This window comes from Enterobacter cloacae complex sp. IR5422 (genome assembly GCF_049238165.1).
Classification (GTDB): domain Bacteria; phylum Pseudomonadota; class Gammaproteobacteria; order Enterobacterales; family Enterobacteriaceae; genus Enterobacter; species Enterobacter roggenkampii.
Map to the genome: position 1 here is coordinate 23,069 of NZ_JBMKHT010000019.1, position 22,710 is coordinate 45,778.

Annotated in this window: 16 protein-coding genes and 3 tRNA genes; 9 read left to right on the forward strand and 10 right to left on the reverse strand. The window is 57.0% G+C overall.

The features are described from left to right. The first annotated feature begins 378 nt into the window (after window positions 1-378). The 3 genes from ACOTXT_RS11420 to xni all read left to right on the forward strand — a co-directional run bounded on the left by ACOTXT_RS11420 (window position 379) and on the right by xni (window position 3,975). Window positions 379-1,674, forward strand: coding sequence for an HAAAP family serine/threonine permease (locus ACOTXT_RS11420; RefSeq protein WP_008499642.1), 1,296 nt, complete (start codon window positions 379-381; stop codon window positions 1,672-1,674). A 65-nt stretch (window positions 1,675-1,739) separates the two neighbouring features. Further along, the gene (sdaB, locus tag ACOTXT_RS11425) at window positions 1,740-3,107 is read left to right on the forward strand and encodes an L-serine ammonia-lyase II (RefSeq protein WP_023294463.1); all 1,368 of its coding nucleotides are present in this window, start codon (window positions 1,740-1,742) and stop codon (window positions 3,105-3,107) included. Between the two features lie 112 nt (window positions 3,108-3,219). Then, window positions 3,220-3,975 carry a flap endonuclease Xni gene (gene xni / locus ACOTXT_RS11430; RefSeq protein WP_021241892.1) on the forward strand — a complete coding sequence of 252 codons (756 nt, stop codon included), beginning with the start codon at window positions 3,220-3,222 and terminating at the stop codon, window positions 3,973-3,975. Window positions 3,976-4,038: 63 nt separating this feature from the next. Here xni and rlmM read toward each other — a convergent pair whose 3' ends face one another. The 4 genes from rlmM to ACOTXT_RS11450 all read right to left on the reverse strand — a co-directional run bounded on the left by rlmM (window position 4,039) and on the right by ACOTXT_RS11450 (window position 7,061). After that, a complete protein-coding gene (gene rlmM, locus ACOTXT_RS11435) occupies window positions 4,039-5,139 on the reverse strand; it encodes a 23S rRNA (cytidine(2498)-2'-O)-methyltransferase RlmM (protein WP_021241891.1) in 1,101 nt (366 codons plus the stop codon). After that, window positions 5,132-5,527: a DUF423 domain-containing protein gene (locus ACOTXT_RS11440; protein ID WP_008499646.1), complete on the reverse strand. Its 396-nt coding sequence runs from the start codon at window positions 5,525-5,527 to the stop codon at window positions 5,132-5,134. Before ACOTXT_RS11440 ends, rlmM begins: the two co-directional genes overlap by 8 nt. 39 nt (window positions 5,528-5,566) lie before the next feature. After that, window positions 5,567-6,484 (reverse strand): glycine cleavage system transcriptional regulator GcvA, encoded by a 918-nt coding sequence (gene gcvA / locus ACOTXT_RS11445; RefSeq protein ID WP_008499647.1) that lies wholly within the window; start codon window positions 6,482-6,484, stop codon window positions 5,567-5,569. 349 nt (window positions 6,485-6,833) lie between these two features. Next, window positions 6,834-7,061 carry a YgdI/YgdR family lipoprotein gene (locus ACOTXT_RS11450; RefSeq protein WP_008499648.1) on the reverse strand — a complete coding sequence of 76 codons (228 nt, stop codon included), beginning with the start codon at window positions 7,059-7,061 and terminating at the stop codon, window positions 6,834-6,836. Between the two features lie 192 nt (window positions 7,062-7,253). On the opposite strand from ACOTXT_RS11450, the gene csdA reads away from it, so the two are divergent. Together csdA and csdE are read left to right on the forward strand one after the other, a co-directional pair. Then, a complete protein-coding gene (csdA, locus tag ACOTXT_RS11455; protein WP_025912408.1) occupies window positions 7,254-8,459 on the forward strand; it encodes a cysteine desulfurase CsdA in 1,206 nt (401 codons plus the stop codon). Beyond that, entirely contained in the window at window positions 8,459-8,905 is a 447-nt protein-coding gene (gene csdE, locus ACOTXT_RS11460) for a cysteine desulfurase sulfur acceptor subunit CsdE (RefSeq protein ID WP_333165194.1), read from the forward strand. Before csdA ends, csdE begins: the two co-directional genes overlap by 1 nt. On the opposite strand, the gene tcdA is transcribed toward csdE, so the two are convergent. Both tcdA and mltA read right to left on the reverse strand, forming a co-directional pair. Next, window positions 8,896-9,702 (reverse strand): tRNA cyclic N6-threonylcarbamoyladenosine(37) synthase TcdA, encoded by an 807-nt coding sequence (tcdA, locus tag ACOTXT_RS11465; RefSeq protein WP_055322087.1) that lies wholly within the window; start codon window positions 9,700-9,702, stop codon window positions 8,896-8,898. The two genes, csdE and tcdA, sit on opposite strands and share 10 nt — an antisense overlap. Window positions 9,703-9,777: 75 nt before the next feature. After that, window positions 9,778-10,875, reverse strand: coding sequence for a murein transglycosylase A (mltA, locus tag ACOTXT_RS11470; protein ID WP_021241890.1), 1,098 nt, complete (start codon window positions 10,873-10,875; stop codon window positions 9,778-9,780). 208 nt (window positions 10,876-11,083) lie between these two features. On the opposite strand from mltA, the gene ACOTXT_RS11475 reads away from it, so the two are divergent. The 3 genes from ACOTXT_RS11475 to ACOTXT_RS11485 all read left to right on the forward strand — a co-directional run bounded on the left by ACOTXT_RS11475 (window position 11,084) and on the right by ACOTXT_RS11485 (window position 11,402). Beyond that, a tRNA-Met gene (locus tag ACOTXT_RS11475) sits at window positions 11,084-11,160 on the forward strand. A 44-nt stretch (window positions 11,161-11,204) separates the two neighbouring features. Further along, a tRNA-Met gene (locus tag ACOTXT_RS11480) sits at window positions 11,205-11,281 on the forward strand. A gap of 44 nt (window positions 11,282-11,325) precedes the next feature. After that, window positions 11,326-11,402: transfer RNA gene (locus ACOTXT_RS11485), tRNA-Met, on the forward strand. An 87-nt stretch (window positions 11,403-11,489) separates the two neighbouring features. On the opposite strand, the gene amiC is transcribed toward ACOTXT_RS11485, so the two are convergent. Then, window positions 11,490-12,743, reverse strand: a complete 1,254-nt coding sequence (gene amiC / locus ACOTXT_RS11490) for an N-acetylmuramoyl-L-alanine amidase AmiC (RefSeq protein WP_333165197.1) — start codon at window positions 12,741-12,743, stop codon at window positions 11,490-11,492. 227 nt (window positions 12,744-12,970) lie between these two features. Here amiC and argA point away from each other — a divergent pair, with 227 nt between their 5' ends. Continuing rightward, on the forward strand, window positions 12,971-14,302 hold the full coding sequence (gene argA, locus ACOTXT_RS11495) for an amino-acid N-acetyltransferase (protein WP_008499655.1): 1,332 nt from the start codon (window positions 12,971-12,973) through the stop codon (window positions 14,300-14,302). A 34-nt stretch (window positions 14,303-14,336) separates the two neighbouring features. On the opposite strand, the gene recD is transcribed toward argA, so the two are convergent. Genes recD through ptrA form a run of 3 tightly spaced genes read right to left on the reverse strand, consistent with a single transcriptional unit; the run spans window position 14,337 to window position 22,575 of the window. Further along, entirely contained in the window at window positions 14,337-16,157 is a 1,821-nt protein-coding gene (gene recD / locus ACOTXT_RS11500) for an exodeoxyribonuclease V subunit alpha (protein WP_023325996.1), read from the reverse strand. Beyond that, window positions 16,154-19,696, reverse strand: coding sequence for an exodeoxyribonuclease V subunit beta (gene recB, locus ACOTXT_RS11505; RefSeq protein ID WP_333165201.1), 3,543 nt, complete (start codon window positions 19,694-19,696; stop codon window positions 16,154-16,156). Before recB ends, recD begins: the two co-directional genes overlap by 4 nt. Next, complete coding sequence (ptrA, locus tag ACOTXT_RS11510) at window positions 19,693-22,575, reverse strand: pitrilysin (protein WP_333165204.1); 2,883 nt, start codon at window positions 22,573-22,575, stop codon at window positions 19,693-19,695. Before ptrA ends, recB begins: the two co-directional genes overlap by 4 nt. Window positions 22,576-22,710 lie beyond the last annotated feature (135 nt).

Below are 22,710 nucleotides of genomic sequence, written 5' to 3' on the forward strand. Positions count from 1 at the left end.
CCGTAAATTATCAGCCTTAATCCAAATTACCTGCCAGAAAATACTAAAAACCCATTTCTTTACAGCGAAAGACACCTATATCAAGGGCCAGTCTTTCAGCGCACATGTCGTTGGTGGTAGCCTTCGCGCGCGTAAATTCTCTTTGATGTTTTTTTAACAGATAAATGGTCTAAAGATGCCCACATCATAAGTGGATTATTGCATTTGGGATCGCGATCACTGATAGATTCATAACGAGAATGTATCTTTCCGCCCGCCAATAGTTACGGGCGAAAATTATTAAAAAACCGTCACTGAACGAATTTCATATTACCGTCAGGCACTTTTTCATCGGATTTGACTAAAAACCTGACAATTTGCTTCCTCCAGGAGATACAGATGGAAACCACTCAAACCAGCACCGTTGCTTCGATTGAATCCCGAAGTGGTTGGCGCAAAACGGATACCATGTGGATGCTTGGCCTTTACGGCACGGCAATCGGCGCTGGTGTACTGTTCCTTCCTATCAACGCAGGCGTCGGCGGTCTGATTCCGCTGATCATTATGGCTATCATTGCTTTCCCGATGACCTTCTTTGCACACCGCGGTCTGACCCGCTTCGTGCTGTCCGGTAAAAACCCGGGCGAAGACATCACTGAAGTGGTTGAAGAGCATTTCGGCGTGGGCGCAGGTAAACTGATTACCCTGCTCTACTTCTTTGCGATTTACCCTATCCTGCTGGTTTACAGCGTGGCGATCACCAACACCGTTGAAAGCTTCATGCTGCACCAGCTGCACATGACGCCGCCACCGCGTGCCATCCTGTCTCTGATCCTGATTGTCGGCATGATGACCATCGTGCGCTTCGGTGAGCAGATGATTGTGAAAGCGATGAGCGTGCTGGTGTTCCCGTTTGTGGCCGCACTGATGCTGCTGGCCTGCTACCTGATCCCACAGTGGAACGGCGCAGCGCTGGAAACCCTGTCCCTGAGCAGCGCGTCTGCAACCGGTAACGGCCTGCTGATGACCCTGTGGCTGGCGATCCCGGTAATGGTCTTCTCCTTCAACCACTCCCCAATCATCTCCTCTTTCGCCGTGGCGAAACGTGAAGAGTACGGTAATGGCGCAGAGAAGAAGTGCTCCAGCATCCTGGCACGCGCTCACATCATGATGGTACTGACCGTTATGTTCTTCGTCTTCAGCTGCGTACTGAGCCTCTCCCCGGCGGACCTGGCGGCAGCGAAAGAGCAGAACATCTCAATTCTGTCTTACCTGGCGAACCACTTTAACGCACCGCTGATTGCGTGGATGGCACCGATCATCGCGATGATCGCCATCACCAAATCCTTCCTGGGCCACTACCTGGGCGCACGTGAAGGCTTCAACGGTATGGTGATCAAATCTCTGCGCGGTAAAGGCAAGAGCATTGAAATCAACAAGCTGAACAAAATCACTGCACTGTTCATGCTGCTCACCACCTGGGCGGTAGCGACGCTGAACCCAAGCATCCTGGGCATGATTGAAACCTTGGGCGGCCCGGTCATCGCGATGATTCTGTTCCTGATGCCGATGTACGCGATTCAGAAAGTCCCGGCTATGCGTAAGTACAGCGGTCATGTCAGCAACGTCTTTGTGGTTATCATGGGGCTTATCGCTATCTCTGCGATCTTCTACTCCCTGTACACCATGTTCTGATTCTCACCCGCGCCGTCCCCGGACGGCGCACACCCTCCTCTCTGACTGAAAGCAATGGACGCATCATGATTAGCGTATTCGATATCTTCAAAATCGGTATTGGTCCTTCCAGCTCTCACACCGTCGGACCGATGAAAGCCGGTAAGCAGTTCACGGATGACTTGATTGCACGCGGCATCCTGCACGACATCACCCGCGTGGTTGTCGATGTATACGGCTCACTTTCCCTGACCGGGAAAGGCCACCACACCGATATCGCCATTATCATGGGCCTGGCGGGAAACCTGCCGGACACCGTTGATATTGATGCGATCCCTGGCTTTATCCAGGACGTGAACACCCACGGGCGCCTGCTGCTGGCGAACGGCGAGCATGAGGTTGAATTCCCGGTTGACCACTGCATGAATTTCCATGCGGACAACCTGTCGCTACACGAAAACGGCATGCGCATTACCGCGCTGGCCGGCGACAAAGCGGTATACAGCCAGACTTACTACTCTATCGGCGGCGGTTTTATCGTCGACGAAGACCACTTTGGTCAAACCAGTACCTCTTCTGTCGAGGTGCCGTATCCGTACAAAACGGCGGCAGACCTCCAGCGCCACTGCCAGGAGACGGGACTTTCCCTCTCCGGTCTGATGATGAAAAACGAGCTGGCGCTGCACAGCAAAGAGGAGCTGGAACAGCACTTCGCTAACGTCTGGGAAGTGATGCGCGGCGGTATTGAGCGCGGGATCACCACCGAAGGCGTTCTGCCGGGCAAGCTTCGCGTACCGCGTCGTGCGGCAGCGCTGCGCCGTATGCTGGTAAGCACCGACAAAACGACTACGGACCCAATGGCCGTGGTGGACTGGATCAACATGTTCGCCCTGGCGGTAAACGAAGAAAACGCCGCAGGGGGCCGTGTGGTCACCGCGCCAACCAACGGTGCCTGCGGCATCGTTCCGGCCGTACTGGCGTACTACGACAAGTTTATCCGTGAAGTGAACGCGAACTCGCTGGCACGCTACCTGCTGGTGGCCAGTGCGATTGGTTCGCTGTATAAGATGAACGCCTCCATTTCCGGTGCGGAAGTGGGCTGTCAGGGTGAAGTCGGCGTGGCGTGCTCCATGGCGGCGGCAGGTCTGGCGGAGCTGTTAGGCGCAAGCCCGGCGCAGGTGTGCATCGCTGCGGAAATCGGCATGGAACACAACCTGGGGCTGACCTGCGATCCGGTTGCCGGACAGGTACAGGTTCCGTGCATCGAGCGTAACGCGATTGCCTCCGTGAAGGCGGTAAACGCGGCGCGTATGGCGCTGCGCCGCACCAGCGAACCGCGCGTCTGTCTCGATAAGGTTATCGAAACCATGTACGAAACGGGTAAAGATATGAACGCCAAATACCGCGAAACCTCTCGCGGCGGCCTGGCGATGAAGATCGTGACCTGCGATTAAGCCTCTCAGGAAGCCTCGTTTTGCGAGGCTTCTTCCTGTTTTCCCCACCATTCATAGTTTCACGCTGCTGACAGTGTTACCCTTCTTGCATGAGATAGAAGGGAGATTATCTGTGGCCGTTCATTTACTTATCGTCGATGCACTTAACCTGATTCGCCGTATCCATGCGGTACAGGGGACGCCCTGTAAAGACACCTGCCTGCACGCGCTGGAACAGCTTATCCGCCACAGCGAGCCCACCCACGCGGTCGCGGTTTTTGATGACGAAGCCCGCAACACGGGCTGGCGGCACCAGCGTCTGCCCGACTACAAAGCCGGACGCGCACCGATGCCGGACGATCTTCACGCCGAATTACCCATGCTGCGCGCCGCATTTGAACAGCGGGGCGTCCCCTGCTGGGGCGCACAGGGAAATGAAGCCGACGATCTCGCGGCCACCCTGGCCGTAAAGGTGGCGAGTGCCGGGCATCAGGCCACGATCGTTTCAACGGATAAAGGCTACTGCCAGCTGCTCTCCCCGACTATTCGCATTCGCGACTATTTTCAAAAACGCTGGCTGGACGCGCCGTTCATTGCCAGCGAGTTTGGCGTATCGCCTGAGCAATTGCCGGATTACTGGGGCCTGGCAGGCATCAGCAGCTCTAAAGTTCCGGGCGTGGCCGGTATTGGGCCGAAGAGCGCCGCGCAGTTGCTGACCGATTTTCAGAGTCTGGAGGGCATTTACGCCCGTCTGGACGAGGTGCCCGAAAAATGGCGCAAGAAGCTGGAGGCGCATAAAGAGATGGCGTTTATCTGCCGGGAAATCGCAACGCTACAGACGGATTTACAGCTGGACGGGAATTTACAGCAATTGCGCTTAGAACGTTAAAACGACTACAGGGTTTTTGTAGGCCCGGTAAGCGCAGCGCCACCGGGCAAAACAAAGTACGTGCTATCGCTCGTCGCGACGCCCGCCTACGGCCGCCCACCAGCGACGAATATGCACCGTCACCTCTTCGCGGTCGTGATACAGCTGACGCGCCTGGATCTCCACGTTAATCCCGTGTTCGTCCAGTTGCTCCTGAATGTAGGCCAGGTTCTGCGACACCTCCTCATAGCGCTTTTTCATCGGCAGCTTGAGGTTGAAAATGGTCTCGCGACACCAGCCGTTAACCAGCCAGGAGGCCATCAGCGCGGCCACTTTCGCCGGTTTCTCAACCATGTCGCACACCATCCATGAGATGTTGTTGCGGTTCGGGCGATAGCGGAAACCGTCTTCACGCAGCCAGGTGACCTGTCCGGTGTCCATCAGGCTTTGCGCCATTGGGCCGTTATCAACGGACGATACCCACATGTTGCGTTTCACCAGCTGATAGGTCCAGCCGCCCGGGCACGCGCCGAGATCGACAGCGTACATGCCGTTTGCCAGACGCTCATCCCACTCATCCGCCGGGATAAAGACGTGGAACGCCTCTTCCAGCTTCAGCGTAGAACGGCTTGGCGCATCGGCCGGGAAGCGCAAACGCGGGATGCCCATAAAGAAAGGAGAGTTGTTGGTGGTGTACGAGTAGCCCGTATAGCAGCAGCCCGGTGCAATAAAGAAGATATGCACCACCGGACGCTTCGGCGTTTCGTAGTTCGTCAGCACGCCCGCATCACGCAGCGCCGCGCGCAGCGGAACGGTGAACTTACGGCAGAACTTCATCAGCTCTTTACTTTCGTTGGTATCCGCCACTTCAACGCGCAGATCGCCGCCCTTCTCCACCACGCCCTGCAGCATGCCCACGATTGGCGTGATGCGGTCTTCCGGGGGAAGGTCTTTGAGCAGCTCACCCGCGACAAACATCTGGCGCGCAAAAATCAGCGAGCTGAACGGCAGCTCGCGCGCCAGCTTATCCGCATCTTCAGGCTGATAGCATTCGAATACCACATAGCCCGCGTTTTCTTTTACGCGGGCGAAGCCGAAGATTTCGCGCTTCGCCGCTTTATCGGTAATTTCCGCGGCGCACTCTTTCTCAAACCCCGGGCGACAATATAAAACAACCTTATTCATGAACAACGCCCTTGCGTTTCAGACGGATAGCTCCGATAAACATTAATACCCAACCCGCCAGGAAGCTGACGCCACCGACAGGTGTAACAAACGCCCACAGGCGTAAATGCGAAAGTGCCAGACAGTAAAGGCTGCCGCTGAAAAGCACCGTACCCAGCGCCAGAAAGACGCTGCTCCAGTAAAACCAGATGCTGATACGGCGCTGCATCGCCACCGCCAGCCCAAAGATTGCCAGCGTATGGAACGCCTGATATTCAAGGCCGGTCTGGATCCAGCCCATCTCTACAGCGCCCAACGACTTGCTTAAGACATGTGCGCCAAAGGCGCCCAGTGCAACAAAAATAAAGCCACTCACCGCGGCAAAAATCAGCATGAATCGGCTGGTCATGTTTAAGTCCTGAATTGATGCGTGCCCGGCACACAAACGTTATTGTTCATACCTGAAGCGGAATTTTTCTTGCTCGCTTGCCGCTTTCGCCAGTATCCACTGCCGGAAGGCGGCTATTTTACCCAGTTCTGCCTGACTGTCATGACAAACCAGATAAAACGCATTCTTGCTGACCAGTACATCATTAAAAGGGCAGACCAGGCGACCTGCCTCTATTTCGGACTGCGCCATGACGTTGTTCGCCAACGCCACGCCCTGCCCGTGAATGGCAGCCTGTAACACCATCGCACTGTGGCTAAAGATGGGTCCCTGCTGCACGTTTATATGTGTAAGACCTAATTGACGGGTATAAGTTTGCCAGTCGCGTCGAGAGGCATCATGCAAAAGCGTATGCTGCGCCAGGTCAGCGGGAGACTTCAGCGCTTTGTCGCCCGTTAACAGCAGAGGGGAACAGACCGGCAGGAGATATTCTGCGTATAATTTCTCAACACGCAAGCCCGGCCAGTTACCGCGCCCATAAAAAATCGCGACGTCCACGTCATCGGCCAGCTTGTCTTCCTGACGATCCACGGCCTGGATTCGAACGTCTATCCCCGGATAAGCTGAGTTAAAGCTTGAGAGTCTTGGCACCAGCCACTGAATGGCAAAACTGGGCAATAAACTGACAGTCAGAGCACCTTTTGCACTGCGGGCCTGTAGCTTACGCGTGGCTTCAGTAAGCTGCGAAAAAATCTCTTTAATATCCTGAAAATAGCTCTGCCCCTCTTCGGTCAACAGCAACGAGCGGTTGCGTCGACGAAACAGCTTAAGGCCCAGAAAATCCTCCAGAGACTTGATTTGGTGACTTACTGCGGCCTGTGTCACAAAAAGCTCATCGGCTGCGCGGGTGAAGCTCAGGTGACGTGCTGCTGCATCAAAAACACGTAATGCGTTGAGGGGGGGCAATCGCTTTGACATGGTTATATGGCTTAGATGTTAAAGGAATTTAACAAATAGGAAACAACGTTTAACCTATTAGTTTTTTTTATCTGAGCCATTATAATTTGTCCGTTGAGGAACTACCAGCAAATACCTATAGTGGCGGCACTTCCTGAGCCGGAACGAAGAGCTTTTTTCGGAATGCGTGTTCTGAAGGGCTTTTGGCTTACGGTTGTGATGTTGTGTTGTTGTGTTTGCAATTGGTCTGCGATTCAGACCACGGTAGCAACGCTACCAATTTTTCACTTCCTGTACATTTACCCTGTCTGTCCATAGTGATTAATGTAGCACCGCCAACTTGCGGTGCTTTTTTTTCGCCTGCGATCGGTTAATGCTCGATCTCTTTCATCTCTTTCACGTCCGTGCGGTTGATCTGCTGCTTGTTCCCGTTAGCATCTTTGTACGAAATCATCCCGGTATCGTTATCGGTTGTCGGTTTCCCTTCCGAAACGATGGAACGACCATCGTTAGTGTGCATCACGTAGTTGTTACCGGAACAGGCGCTCAGGGCAAAAGTAAACGCACAGGCAGAGATGATTGCAGCTGTCTTATTCATGATTATTCTCCTTTAGCAATTAATGCTATTCAAACCTCGATTTATAACAGGCTAAAACATCCGCCTAACACTATTTAGCATAACCTGCTTTTTTGGGGTCATGAGGATAAGCAGACAATTCTGATAGATATCAACCTCCTTGCCCTGCCGCGGAAATTGCGCGACGATCGTGATATTGAAATGAGGAATCCCATGAACGCTTTCAGTCCTGCGCAGTTCCGCGCACAGTTTCCGGCGCTGGCCGATGCCGGTATTTATCTGGACAGTGCCGCCACCGCCCTTAAGCCACAGGCGGTCATTGACGCCACGCAGCAGTTTTACAGCCTGAGCGCCGGGAACGTGCATCGCAGCCAGTTTGCCGAGGCGCAGCGATTAACCGCGCGCTACGAAGCCGCACGCGATCGCGTGGCGCACCTGATCAATGCCGAAAGCGGGAAAAATATCGTCTGGACGCGCGGCACCACCGAGGCCATCAATATGGTGGCCCAGTGCTACGCGCGCCCGCTGCTTCAGCCGGGCGATGAGATCGTCGTCAGCGAGGCGGAACATCACGCCAACCTGGTGCCGTGGCTGATGGTGGCCGAACAAACGGGTGCACGCGTGGTGAAGCTTCCGCTGGGCGCAGACCTTCTGCCCGATGTGGCCCGTCTCCCCGAGTTGATTACCCCTCGCAGCCGCATTCTGGCGCTTGGACAGATGTCTAACGTCACCGGTGGTTGCCCGGACCTGGCTCAGGCGATTCGCATCGCGCATGCCAACGGGATGGTGGTGATGGTCGACGGTGCGCAGGGCGTGGTGCATTTCCCCGCCGACGTGAAGGCGCTGGATATCGACTTCTATGCCTTCTCAGGACATAAGCTCTACGGGCCAACCGGTATTGGGGTGTTGTACGGCAAGCCGGAATTGCTGGCAAAAATGACCCCGTGGCTCGGGGGCGGCAAGATGATCGCTGAAGTGACTTTTGACGGTTTCAAAACGCAGGATTTGCCTTACCGCCTGGAAGCCGGTACGCCGAACGTGGCCGGCGTGATTGGCCTAAGCGCGGCGCTGGAGTGGCTGGCAGAAACAGACAGTGTTCAGGCTGAAAGCTGGAGCCGGGGGCTGGCGACGCTGGCAGAGGAAGAACTGAAAAAGCGCCCGGGTTTCCGCTCGTTCCGCGTTCAGGATTCAAGCCTGCTCGCCTTTGATTTTGTGGGCGTGCATCACAGCGACATGGTAACGCTGCTGGCGGGGTATGGCATCGCCCTGCGCGCCGGGCAGCACTGCGCGCAGCCGCTGCTGGCGGCGCTCGGCGTGAGCGGCACGCTGCGCGCCTCGTTCGCGCCCTATAACACACAAAGCGATGTTGACGCGCTGGTTGCCGCCGTCGACCGCGCGCTTGAAATACTGGTGGATTAATGACTCACGCTGCTTTAGCCGGACATCCGTTTGGCACCGTCATCACTGAAGAGACGTTAAAACAGACCTTTGCCCCGCTTTCACAGTGGGAAGATAAATATCGCCAGCTGATTCTTCTCGGTAAGCAGTTACCGACCCTCTCTGACGATCTCAAGGCGCAGGCGAAAGAGATTGCAGGCTGTGAAAATCGCGTCTGGCTGGGCGTGAGCGTTTCCGGTGAGAAGCTGCACTTCTTCGGCGACAGCGAAGGCCGCATCGTCCGGGGCCTGTTGGCCGTATTGTTGACGGCAGTGGAAGGGAAAAGCGCGGCGGAACTGCTGGCGCATTCGCCGCTGGCGTTATTTGATGAGCTGGGGCTGCGCGCGCAGCTCAGCGTCTCGCGCGGTCAGGGGTTGATCGCGCTCAACGACGCGGTACTGGACGCTGCACGTCAGGCTCAGGCCTGACGTTCCGCCCTCGCCATCATCTTCTTCAGGGCGTGAGACACCGCCACAAAGCCGAAGGAAGCGGTCACCATGGTGGCCGCGCCAAAGCCTGAGGCGCAATCCATTCTCTTTGGCCCTTCCGCCGTGCTTTTCATCGCACACACGGAGCCATCCGCCTGCGGATAGACCAGCGCTTCGGTCGAGAACACGCAGTCTACGCCCAGCTTGCCCTTGCTGTTCTTCACCACGTTGAAGTCGCTCTTCAGGCGTTCACGCAGCTTGGCGGCCAGTGGATCCTGAATGGTTTTCGCCAGATCGGCCACCTGAATCTGCGTAGGGTCGATTTGCCCGCCCGCGCCGCCGGTCGTCACCAGGGGAACCTTGTAACGACGACAGTAGGCGATCAGCGCCGCTTTTGGACGCACGCTGTCGATGGCGTCAATCACATAGCTGTAGCCTTTGCTCATGTATTCAGCGACGTTATCTGCCGTCACAAAATCATCAATCACCGTGACCCGACATTCCGGGTTAATCAGGCGGATACGTTCCGCCATGACCTCAGATTTTGCCAGGCCGACGCTATCACGCAGGGCGTGGATTTGACGGTTGGTGTTGGTGACGCACACGTCATCCATATCAATCAGCGTGATTGCGCCAATACCGGTTCTCGCCAGCGCTTCTGCGGCCCACGACCCCACACCACCAATGCCCACGACGCAGACGTGCGCATCCGCAAACAGCTGCAGGGCTTTTTCACCATAGAGACGTGCCGTGCCGCCAAAACGCTGGCGCCAGGCATCGCTGATTACCACAGACATAACACCTCAGATGTAAAAAGGGTGAGGTTCTCCTCACCCTGAACAGTAATCCGTATTGCGCTCAGAATACCACAATCAGCCGCTGAATACGTTTCCGGCACCCGGTGCCGCCTTAAGCACCCACACGCGTCCGTAGTGGTTATACCAGCCTGCGCGGTGGCCTGCATCCGGGCCAATGCCCTGATAGATATCGAAGTGCTGGCCTTTGATCGCGCCGCCAACGTCCAGCGCCACCATCAGACGCAGCTCATACTGGCCGTTGAACTTGCCGTTGTTGTCCAGCAGCGGGACCTCAGCCAGCAGCGTGGTGCCCGCAGGAATAATCGAACGATCCGATGCCACCGACGCACGGCCAATCAGCGGTACCGCACTCGCCCCTTTCACCGGCGCGAAGTTTTGCGGTTTAAAGAAGACGAACGACGGGTTCTGCTCCAGCAGCTCACGCACCTCGGCTTCGCTGTGCTTTTCGCCCCACTCGCGGATCGCCTGCATCGACATGTCTTCTTTCTTCACTTCGCCGCGGTCGATCAGCACCTTGCCAATACTGCGATAGGCGTGGCCGTTTTTACCGGAATAGCTGAAGAAGTTAAGCGGCGAGCCGTCGCCAAAATCAATATAGCCGCTGCCCTGAACGTCCATGATGAAGTTGTCCATCAGGGAGTTGCTGTAAGCAAGAACGTAGTTTTCGCTTAGCGCACCGGCGTAGATCTCAGCGCGCGACGGCAGACGGCCGCGTTTTGGCGGCATACGGTAGATAGGGTACTGGAACTCGCCCTGACGCGTGTGTCGCGCCTGGATAACCGGGGTGTAGTAGCCGGTAAACTGAACGTTGCCGTAGTTATCGGCCCCTTCCATCTGCCAGGCGTCGATACCAAACTGGCGCATGTTGCGCGTATCGCCGCCCGCGCGCAGCCAGTCCTGCACCGCGCTATAAACGTTGTTCTGTGCGCTGTACAGACGCGGTGACGCGTTGCGGATCTGGTAGACCTGCTCGGAGAAATCACCGGCATTGATCGGTGCGCCGACCGCATCAGGCTGATTAACTAAAGAGAAAGGCTGGGATAACTTCCCGTCTTTATACTGTTGACCGCGATCGGTCGGTTTGGAAGAACAGGCCGCAAGAATCGCTACCATTGCGCCCGCCATCAGATACTTCGCCCAACGTCCTTTCATTCTGTCTCGTCTTTAAGTTGCCCATTTCCGCGTGATGAAGATAACAAACCGCCAGGGCTAATGAAATGCGATCGCATGCCCTTTGGCAAATTTTGCGCAAAAAATAGTCCAAACAGCGCCATGTCGTTCAATTTGCATACAAAATCATGATAAATGTGAAAAAGGGGTTGCATCACAAGTCTATCCGAGTATAGTGCGCATCCACGGACGCGGGGTGGAGCAGCCTGGTAGCTCGTCGGGCTCATAACCCGAAGGTCGTCGGTTCAAATCCGGCCCCCGCAACCAATTAAAATTTGATGAAGTATCTTCTACGACTGTAGAAAGACGGACGCGGGGTGGAGCAGCCTGGTAGCTCGTCGGGCTCATAACCCGAAGGTCGTCGGTTCAAATCCGGCCCCCGCAACCAATCAAATTTGAAGAAGTAAGTTTCTGCGAGAGTAGAAAGACGGACGCGGGGTGGAGCAGCCTGGTAGCTCGTCGGGCTCATAACCCGAAGGTCGTCGGTTCAAATCCGGCCCCCGCAACCAACACTTCTAAAACAATAAACACCCTTAAGGGTGTTTTTTTGTATCTGTCATTTGTGAATTTGCCGGGCGTAAACCCGGCCAAAAGATCTACCCGCGCCGCGCCAGCGTCGCCCCGTCAGAGAAATACGCCCGTATCCCTGCCAGAATCGACTCCGCCACTTCCTGCTGGAATTTTGCCGTCTTGAGCTTACGCTCCTCTTCCACGTTACTGATAAACGCGGTTTCAACCAGGATGGACGGGATATCCGGCGCCTTGAGTACCGCAAATCCGGCCTGTTCAACGCTGTTCTTGTGCAGCTTATTGATGTTGCCCAGCTTGCCCAGCACCGCTTTACCAAACTTCAGGCTGTCGTTAATGGTCAGCGACTGCACCATGTCGAACATGGTGTGGTCAACGTAGCGGTCGCCGCTTTTGCTCACGCCACCGATCAGGTCCGAGGCGTTCTGGGTATCCGCCAGGTATCTTGCTGCGGTACTGGTCGCGCCTTTGGTTGAGAGCGCAAACACCGACGAGCCGCTTGGCTGGCGGCTGGTAAACGCATCCGCATGGATCGAGACGAACAAATCTGCGCGCTGCTTCTGCGCTTTCGCCACCCTGACCTTCAGCGGAATAAAGACGTCTTCATTACGCGTCATATAGGCGCGCATGTTGCCTTCTTTATCAATCAGCGCCTTCAGACGACGGGCAATTTGCAGAACCACGTCTTTTTCACGCGTGCGGTATTTCCCCACCGCACCGGAGTCTTCGCCGCCGTGGCCTGGATCGAGCATGATCACAATCGGACGATCGCGCCCTGCTTTCCCCGGCTGCGGACCGCTTTGCGCCGGCGGAACCTGACGCTGCAGATCGCCTTTGTTGTAATCTTCCAGCAGGGCAAGAAGTGGATCCTGAATATTCGTCGCATTGGCCGGGTAGAGATCCATCACCAGGCGCTCTTTGAACGTCGCGACAGGCGCCAGGGCAAACAGCTGCGGCTTCACGTTCTGCTTCAGTTCAAACACCATGCGCACGGTTTGCGGATCGAACTGCCCGACGCGCGCCGATTTAATAAACGGATCGTCGCCGCGGATCTGCGCCGCCATCCCTTTCAGCACGGAGTTGAGGTTAACGCCTTCGAGATCCACCACCACACGTTCCGGGTTGCTGAGGGCAAATTGCTTATATTTCAGCACGCGATTGGATTCGACCGTCACGCGCGTATAGGTCGACGATGGCCAGACGCGCACCGCCACGACCTGACTGGTGGCGGCAAGACCGACCTGACTGACGCTAAGCAACCACATTGCCCCGGCCCCTTTTAACAAACGGCGGCGGCTTATTGCTGAATTGGATCCCGACATGCTTCTCCCGAGCAAGAACACTGACTGATATACAAAATGTCCAGATTGACCGAAAACTTTAACGAATGACGCATAAACTGTCATCTATAAAAGGGTAAACAATCATACGCTAACGCACGGATTACTTATCATTTTCTGTGGGTCGCGGAAAATTTGCGCTTGCACACGCGGCCACAATCGAATAAAAATACAGAAATTACGAATAAACATTCATTAAGGGTTGTGCCATGGTGAAGGAACGTAGAACCGAACTGGTCCAGGGATTCCGCCATTCTGTTCCCTATATCAACGCCCATCGGGGAAAAACGTTTGTCATCATGCTTGGCGGCGAAGCCATTGAGCATGAAAATTTTTCCAGCATCGTCAATGACATTGGCCTGCTGCACAGCCTGGGGATCCGCCTGGTGGTGGTCTATGGCGCGCGCCCGCAGATCGACGCTAACCTGGCCGCTCACCACCACGAGCCGATTTACCACAAGCATACCCGCGTCACGGATGCCAAAACCCTTGAGCTGGTGAAGCAGGCGGCAGGTCTGCTGCAGCTGGATATCACCGCTCGCCTGTCCATGAGCCTGAACAACACGCCGCTGCAGGGCGCGCATATCAACGTCGTGAGCGGCAACTTCATCATTGCCCAGCCGCTCGGCGTGGACGATGGCGTGGATTACTGCCACAGCGGCCGCATTCGTCGTATTGATGAAGAAGCCATTCACCGCCAGCTGGACAGCGGTGCCATCGTGCTGATGGGCCCGGTCGCCGTTTCGGTGACCGGCGAAAGCTTCAACCTCACTTCAGAAGAGATCGCCACGCAGCTGGCGATCAAGCTGAAGGCGGAAAAAATGATTGGGTTCTGCTCCTCGCAGGGCGTCGTGAATGATGAAGGAACGATCGTGCCGGAACTCTTCCCGAATGAAGCCCAGGCCCGCGTGGAAGCGCTGGAAGCCGAAGGCGATTATCACTCCGGCACGGTCCGCTTCCTGCGTGGCGCCGTGAAGGCCTGCCGCAGCGGCGTGCGTCGTAGCCACCTGATCAGCTATCAGGAAGACGGCGCCCTGCTGCAGGAGTTGTTCTCCCGCGACGGTATTGGTACGCAGATTGTCATGGAGAGCGCGGAGCAGATCCGCCGCGCCACCATTAACGACATCGGCGGCATTCTGGAGCTGATCCGCCCGCTGGAACAGCAGGGTATTCTGGTGCGTCGTTCGCGCGAGCAGCTGGAGATGGAAATCGACAAATTCACCATTATTCAGCGCGATAACCTGACCATCGCCTGCGCCGCGCTCTATCCGTTCCCGGAAGAGAAGATCGGTGAAATGGCCTGCGTGGCGGTGCATCCTGATTACCGCAGCTCTTCACGCGGTGAAATGCTGCTTGAGCGCGTGGCGGCACAGGCGCGCCAGATGGGGCTGAGCAAGCTGTTCGTCCTGACGACGCGCAGCATTCACTGGTTCCAGGAGCGCGGGTTCACGCCGGTGGATATCGATTCTCTGCCGGAAACGAAGAAAGAGATGTACAACTATCAGCGCCGTTCAAAAGTGCTGATGGCGGACCTGGGATGATACGACGCCCTCACCGTGCGGCGAGGGCTTTCATTCAGAGGGACTCAAATATCGCGCCCAGCCCGCTCCGGCGTTCCGTGCGGGTGGCAATCGCCTGCACCAGCACGCGTTCATCGGTATACAGCGACAGGCGCTGACGCGCGCGCGTAATGGCGGTATAGATCAGCTCGCGGGTAATGACGGGGGAAAGCTGCGTGGGCAGGATCAGCGCCGCGTGGTTAAACTCGGAGCCCTGGGACTTATGCACCGTCATCGCCCAGGCGGTTTCATGCTCGGGCAAACGGCTGGGCTGGAAAGACTTCACGCTCCCGTCCGGCATCTGGAACCAGACGCGCAGCCCCTGGCCGCAGTCGAGCGCAATCCCGATATCCCCGTTAAACAACCCCAGCGCGCTGTCGTTGCGGGAAATCATCACCGGCCGCCCTTCATACCAGCGCGAATGCGGGGTGCGGTTTATTTTACGCTTTTGCACCAGCAGCTGTTCCAGCCTGTCGTTCAGGCCCCGGACACCAAAGGGACCTTCCCTCAGCGCACAGAGCAGCTGATATTCACCAAATGCGGCAATGACCTGCTCCGGCGAACGCTGCTGTTGTACGCCCGTCAGAAAGTGCTGATACCCCTGCAGGGCATCATCCAGCATCGCCTGATACTCTTCCCCGGTCTGCAGCGATTTTTTCTCAATATCCGTAAAGGTGCCGTCAAACACCGCAGTGGTTGTGCGCCGGTCGCCCCGGTTCACGGCCGCCGCAAGCTGGCCGATACCGGAATCGCTGCCGAAGCGGTAGCTTTTCTGCAGCAGACACAGGCTGTCGCGCAGTGCCCCTGCAAGCGAATGGTTTTCAGAGGTGAGCGAGCATCCGGTGAGACGGGCGAGCTCCTGAGCGCGTTCTGCGGTATATCCCAGGCTGGCATAGGTGCAGATATCGCCCAGCACAGCCCCCGCCTCCACGGAGGCAAGCTGGTCGCGATCGCCCAGGAAAATAACGCGCGCGTGCGGCGGTAGGGCATCAATCAAACGCGACATCATCGTCAGGTCAATCATCGACGCCTCATCCACCACCAGCACATCCAGGTGCAGGGGATTACCGGCATGGTAGCGCAAACGCTGGCTGCCGGGCTGAGCGCCAAGCAAACGGTGTAGCGTGCTGGCTTCGTTGGGGAAAAGCGCAAGCTGCTCCCCGGTAAGCGGCAGCTTTTGCAGCGCGCCGCCTAACGATTCCGTCAGACGCGCCGCCGCTTTACCGGTGGGGGCCGCCAGGCGAATACGGCACTTTTGCTCACCCGAGAGCTGAATCAGCGCGGCAAGCAGTTTTGCCACGGTTGTCGTTTTCCCGGTGCCCGGTCCGCCTGAAATCACCGAGATCCTACGCGTTAAGGCCACGGCTGCCGCCACTTTCTGCCAGTCTGTCGCCTCGTCAGAGGAAAACAGCGCATCCAGCGTTTGCCGGAGCTGCGTTTCATCGCAGGGAAGCGGGGCGTTGGTCTCGCTGAAGAAGCGCGCCACCGTCAGTTCGTTACGCCACAGCCGGTTAAGATACAAACGCTCGCCGACCAGAATCATTGGCGTCCCGGTATCGGCTCCGCTCACGGCAGGCGAACCGCGTAGTATCGCCTGCCAGTCCAGTGCGTCCCCCAGCAGCGCGAAACACGCCTGTAAAGCCGGAGGCATTTTCTCATCCACCGCCAGACGCGACAGCGGCAGGCATACGTGCCCTTCCCCCGCGTCTTTGCTCAGAATCGCGGCGGCAAGCATGACGGCTGGCTCCTCGCCTGCCACCATCATGGCAAACTGCACGTCCAGGTGGCGCAGTAATCGTTGTTCAACCGCGTCCAGCAGTAGCGCCTGCATCGTCATGCCATCTCCTCCGTGCCTGCGGCAAACAGGTTATCCATTTTTTCAATCAGTTCCACAGCCGGACGCGTGCTAAAGACGCCGGAATGCGGGTCGTTGGCATCCACGCCGCGCAGGAACAGGTAAATCACGCCGCCAAAATGCGCGTCGTAACGGTAATCGGCAATACGATGGCGCAGGTAACGGTGCAGCGCCAGGGTATAAAGCTGGTACTGCAGATCGTAGCGATGCAGTTGCATAGCCGACGCCATCGCCTGTTGGGTATAGGCTTCGCTGTTTTCGCCCAGCCAGTTCGATTTGTAATCCAGCAGGTAGTAGCGCCCGTCGTGGCGGAAAACAAGGTCGATAAAGCCTTTTAGCATCCCCTGCACCTGGCGGAAGTTCAGCGGCGGGCACCCGGCGGACAGCGGATCGTACTCGCGGATCAACGCATCAAGCGCCTCGGCCCTGAGCGGGCTGGCGATGGGGAGGTAAAACTCCATCTCCGCCTGCTTATCTTTGGCGGTCAACTGGCTAAGCGAGATCCCCTGTGCGGTGAGCGGGGCGTGCAGAACCGCGCGGATCCATTCAGTAAGAACCGGCTGCCATTGCGCGTCGTAACCACCGCTCTGTAGCATCTTCAGCACCCACTCTTCGGAAACCGGCTGGGTAAAATCCAGCTCTTCAAACAGGCTGTGTAAAAACGTGCCCGGCGAGGCGCCGCGCGGGAACTGGTGCGGCGTCAGCACCGGCTCAGCGGGTACGCTACCGGCGCCTGCGGCATCCACGTCCAGTTTTGGCATCAGATCCTGGGCAATACTCTGCCCGTGCTGCTGTAAGCCAGAGTAGCTGGTAACGCGCCAGTCGTCGGCAATCGTACGTACCACCTGACGGGCATGGAGATCTGACTCGTGCGGCTCCGGCATGTGCCAGCGGCTGTTGTCGGGCAGCGATGGAATATGTAGGGCAACATGCTCAGTACAAAGCGATTCGATGCACTGTCGCAGGCCCGCCGCGTCTTTGGGTTCACCCTGCTGAATAAGCCGCCCCAGCGCGCTCAGATGAAAATCGCTCTCTCCGCTCTTTTCGCCACGGCGACGGAACAGCGGCGCAACGCCCAGGCTGCAGTGCCATACCGAGCGGGTCAGCGCCACGTAGAGCAGGCGCAAATCTTCCGCCAGACGTTCGGCCTCTGCCAGCTCAACGCTGGACTCCGCGTTGCTGAGATCGAGCACCGCCTCGAACGACTCGCGATCGTGGTAAAAAGCCTGATCCTGCACGCGGTAATTGGCGATAAACGGCAGCCAGACCAGCGGATATTCCAGGCCTTTCGACTTGTGGATGGTGACGATCTGCACCAGATGTTTATCACTCTCGAGGCGCATCTGCTGGCTGGAGGAATTGCTGTTCGGATCGGCAATCTGCTGCGCCAGCCAGCGCACCAGGGCATGCTCGCTCTCCAGCTGCGTACCCGCCTCCTGCAAGAGTTCACTGATGTGTAAAATATCGGTCAAACGCCGCTCGCCACCTGCGGTAGCCAGCATATTCTCGGCAATGTGCCGCTGAGCCATGAGCTCGCGCACCATCGCCATCACGCCGCGCTTCTGCCATCTTTCCCGGTAGTGGACAAACTCTTCCACCACCGCATCCCACGCGGCTTCGTCATTGTTGAGCGCATCAATATCGCGCGCGTTCAGTCCGAGCATCGCGCTGGCTAATGCGCTGCGCAATGTACTTTCCCGCTCCGGGGCAAGCACGGCCTGCAGCAGCCATAACATCTCCTGCGCCTCCAGCGTTTCAAAGACGCTGTCGCGGTTCGAGAGGTAGACGGAGGGGATATTCAGTAACGTCAGGGCGTCGCGGATGAATGCGGCCTCCTGACGGCTGCGCACCAGCACCGTAATATCCGATGCCTTTACCGGGGTGGGGTTATCCCCCTTCCACAGCAGCGCCTCGCCTCGCGCTCCCGCACTGAGCCAGTCACGGATTTGCGCAGCACAGTGCTGGGCCATGGCATTTTGATAGTCGGCAACGCCGCAGCCTTCCCCATCCAGCAGCCAGAAGTTCATGGCAGGCTGCGTCACGCCGTTAAACTCGAAGCGCAACGAGGCGTTTTTCGGGGCAAATTTTACCGGCTGAAACGGGATCTCCCGGAACATAAACGCCGTTTCCATGCGGCTAAACAGCGCGTTGACGCTTTCCACCATGCCGGGAGAGGAGCGCCAGTTGGTATCGAGCGTGTAGTGCGCATCAACCTCGCTGCGGGCCTTCATATAGGTGAAAATATCCGCACCGCGGAAGGCGTAGATGGCCTGTTTCGGATCGCCGATTAACAGCAGCGCGGTGTCGGGCTGCTGGCGCCAGATACGGCGGAAAATGCGGTACTGCTGAGGGTCGGTGTCCTGGAATTCGTCTATCATCGCCACCGGGAAGCGGGTGCGAATCGCGGCGGCAAGCGCTTCGCCATTTTCACTGCACAGCGCCGCATCCAGGCGGCTCAGCATATCGTCGAACCCCAGCTCGCCACGGCGGCGCTTTTCGCGCGCCACGGCTTCACGAATTTCCGTCATGGCGCGAGCGATCATCAGATCGTTGAGCGTAAGGGGCTCCGCCAGCAGGGTTTCAATCGCCACAAACAGGGGATGCTCAGGCACAATGCCGTCGGCTTTTGTCCGCTCAGCCAGGAAACGTTGGGAGAATTTCTCCAGCGCGTCCGGGAGCTGGTAGCCCCGCGTCTCTTCCTGCGCCCAGGCGCTGACCTTGTCGATCCATTTTCCCTGATTGCCACGGTTGAACTTGCGACGGTCAATCCCGGAATTTTCGATAATGGCGTCAATCTCGCCGACTGACTCCATCCACTTTTGCTTGATGTCCGCAATTTTCGCGATGATTTTTTCATGCCGCGAGGCCAGGGTTTCATCTGCCGGCGGCGGGGATTTGATGACCGGCGCTTCCCCCTGTAGATAACGATCGATCGCGCGCAGCAGCGCCTCCGGGCCTTTCCAGAGCGCGTGTACCGCTTCGGCAATATCGCGCTGTAAGGGGTAGCAGTGGCGACGCCAGAAATCCGCGCAGGCCTGATAGCGAAGCACGGATTCATCTTCAATAAGCTGCTGTTCGAACAGCATACCGGACTCGAACGCGTTCAGGCTCAGCATGCGCTGGCAAAAACCGTGAATGGTAAAGACGGACGCTTCGTCCATCTGCCGTTCAGCGAGCAGCAGCCACTGGGCTGCCTGCTGCTTATCGGCAATCTCTTCAAGAAGGCTCGCGTAGAGGGGGTTATCCGTGCTCTGACGCAGACAGGCGATGCGCAGCTCGTGGATATTGGTACGAATACGGCCCCGCAGCTCCGCGGTAGCGGCCTCGGTGAAGGTGACCACCAGCAGCTCTTCCACGCTCAAAGGACGTGGAAAAGCGGCGTTGCCGCCAAGGCCTAACAGCAGGCGCAGATAGAGGGCGGCAATGGTGAAGGTTTTTCCCGTTCCCGCTGAGGCTTCAATCAATCGTTCACCCTGCAGAGGTAAACGTAAGGGATCAAGGGACTCAGCGGTATCGGTCATTCTTTCTTACTCCAGGGCATAGATTGCTGCAGCGCGCTGACGCTCTTCCAGACTTTCCAGCCTTTCGGGTTCACGTACTCCGTTTTCCCGTTCTGGCTACCGGAAACCTGAGACAGGATGGTGATTCCCTGCGGCTTAATGACCGCCTGATGGAAGAAGTCGGCAACCTTCTGCGGCGTCAGCTGTTTTATCTCGGCCACTACTTTATCACGCGAATCAAATTTCAGATTACCGCGATCGAAATCTTTGCTCAGCTGCGAGGCTTCTTCACCCAGCGTCTGCGGCGGCTGCATCACCTGCGCGATGACGGCCTGCTGGATCTGGGCAAACTCTTCCGGCTTCATGGCACGCAGTTTTGCTTCCACCTGCGGGAAGAAAGCCTGGTAACGCTGCCAGAGATACGCCGGTTGTTTATCGCTGCTTTGCAGCAGGAAACCCAGCCCCCACTGACGACCGACGTTCATGGAGAAGGCAAACACCGCGTAGCCAAGCTGCTCCTCTGTGCGTAACTGGTTATAGAACCACGGCTGAATAATCTGTCCCAGCACGGCGCTCTGCGCTGAACTGGCGAATTCATCGTAGCCCGTTGGCACAAAGACCGCGGCCAGCGCGGAATCCGTGCTGTTACCCGCTTTTTCAAAGATCACATTCTGCTTTTTCTCAACCAGCACGTCCTGGTTGCGGCACCACTCGTCGCCTTTAGAGCCGAGCTGAGTGCGAACATTCTGCGCCAGGGTTTTGGCCTGCTCCTCACTCATGTTGCCAACGATCAGGAACTCAGGACGCGTGTTGGTTTTCAGCGCGTCGCGGTACGCGAGCACGTCTTTTAAGGCGATGGAAGGCAGCAGCGCGCGGCGATCCTCACGCTGGAAATAAGGAACCTGAGACAGCATTTGCGCCGGCATAAGCGCCAGATCGTAAGCCTTGCCCTTCTCGGCAGAATCCATCATCTGGGCATACCAGGATTTAGCCTGCTCAAGCTGCTCTTCCGTCGGCGTGTAGCTGAAGTAGCCCTCCAGCAGGGCCTGGAACAGCTGAGGCAAGCGCTGGGTATAGCCGTTTGCATTAAGCATCAAACCGTTATTGGCGTTGGTGGAGAAGCTGATCCCGCCCACGGCGGCCTGGTTGCTGAGCTGATCGAGCGCAATCCCGGCGAGATAGTCATTGAGCGCGAACATCACCTGATTTTTGGCGCTGTTCATGGCTTTCGGGTTACGCAGCACCACGCTGACATCGGCCTTCGGCTCGCTGGCGAAATAGCGGCTTGGGGTGTACACGACGCGCAGCGTGGGCTCATCAATGATGAGTTCCGGATGCGGGTAATCTTTCGTCGTTTTGATCAGCGAGAAGTCATCCGGAATATAGGGGTTCAGCTCCGGCAGCTTCAACGCAATCTCACCGGCCTTCTTCTGCCAGTCGGCGAAGGTCTGGGCGCTGATTTTATCCACCTGATAAGGGGCATCGACAAAGTACGCCGTCTTGTTATGCGGTTCGTTCGGGCTGATGTACCAGATGCGGGCATTCTCCGGCGTCATCATCGCCAGGCGGTCTTTTAACGCCCCGGCATCATACCGGTCGGCAATATTCACCGCGTCGAGTGTATGTTCCACCGGCACGCGGATCATGGTGTCCGCCAGCCACTCCACATAATCCATGTCGCGGGTGATGGACGGGTAGCGGAAATCGAGATCCAGCACGTGCGCGAGTTCATCAAAATAGCGCTTATCGACGCCTTTCTCACGCAGTAAGGAGAGGTAGCTAAAGATAGCCGCTACGACTTCATCACGGTTGGCCTGTCCTTTGTCAGTCAGGGTCGCGGAGATCGCCAGCACGCCGCTATTGCCGTTCACAACCGGATCGGAGTCGGCGCGAATGCCTTCCGCCAGCCCCTGCTTTTGCAGCCAGTCAGACAGCGTACCCGGGCTACGGTTACCAATCAGATAGGTGACCAGCTCATCGGTTTTACTGCGGAACTGTGCCGTGTTGTTATCAATGCGGAATTCCACGCGCAGCACTTTGCGCGGCATGGCAGGAACGTAGTGGATCACGATGCCTTTTTGCGCGTCCGTGACCACCGGAACGGTTATTTGCGGCAGGTCGATATTTTTATTCGGCACCCGGCCAAAGGTTTTGGCCGCCATGGCTGCCAGCTCCGGCAACGGTTTATTGCTGTAGATGACCGCTTTCATCAGGTTGGCGGAGTAGTATTTATCGCGAAACGCGTGCAGGGCATCCAGCACCGGGCTGTTCGGTTTGTCGCTCAAGGTTTCCAGATTACCGCCGGAGAAGCGCGAACCCGGGTGCGCGGGGTTGATGGTTTCGGCGCTGACCTGCGCCATGCGCATACCGTCTCGCGTGCGGGCCATGGTCAGCTCGGCATTCACCGCATTGCGTTCACGCTCGGCGTATTTTTTATCCAGCAACGGCGCGGCAATGGAATCAGCAAGGCGATCGACAGCCCCTTCCAGCGCATCATTTTCGACTTCGAGATAAAAGGCCGTGCGGTACGGTGCCGTACTGGCATTGTGGCTGCCGCCATGCATCTTCAGAAATTCGGACAGGCTATCTGGCTGCGGGTATTTTTTTGACCCCATCAGCGTCATATGTTCCAGATAGTGTGCAAGCCCAGGATGAGCGTCAGGATCTTCCAGCGACCCAACCGGCACCACTAATGCCGACAGGGATTTCACCGCCTGCGGGTCGGAAACCAGCAGCACGGTCATCCCGTTATCAAGGCGAATAGCCTGATATTGACGGGTATCTTTTTCGCTCTTACGGATAGTTTCCTGAACGGGTTGCCAACCGGAGTCTGCGTGAGTGACGGGCGCCCAAAGGGCAATAAACAAAACAAACGCTTTAAACAAGGTGCTGCCTGGCATTACGACCTCTTTATCACGGCTACATCATTAACAAACTGCGTGCTGGACACGCCAACATCTCTTTCTTTGGGTACATCAGTCCGTGATAAGAAGTGCATCATAAATGAACACCTTTATCTGCGCAATTTTTATACA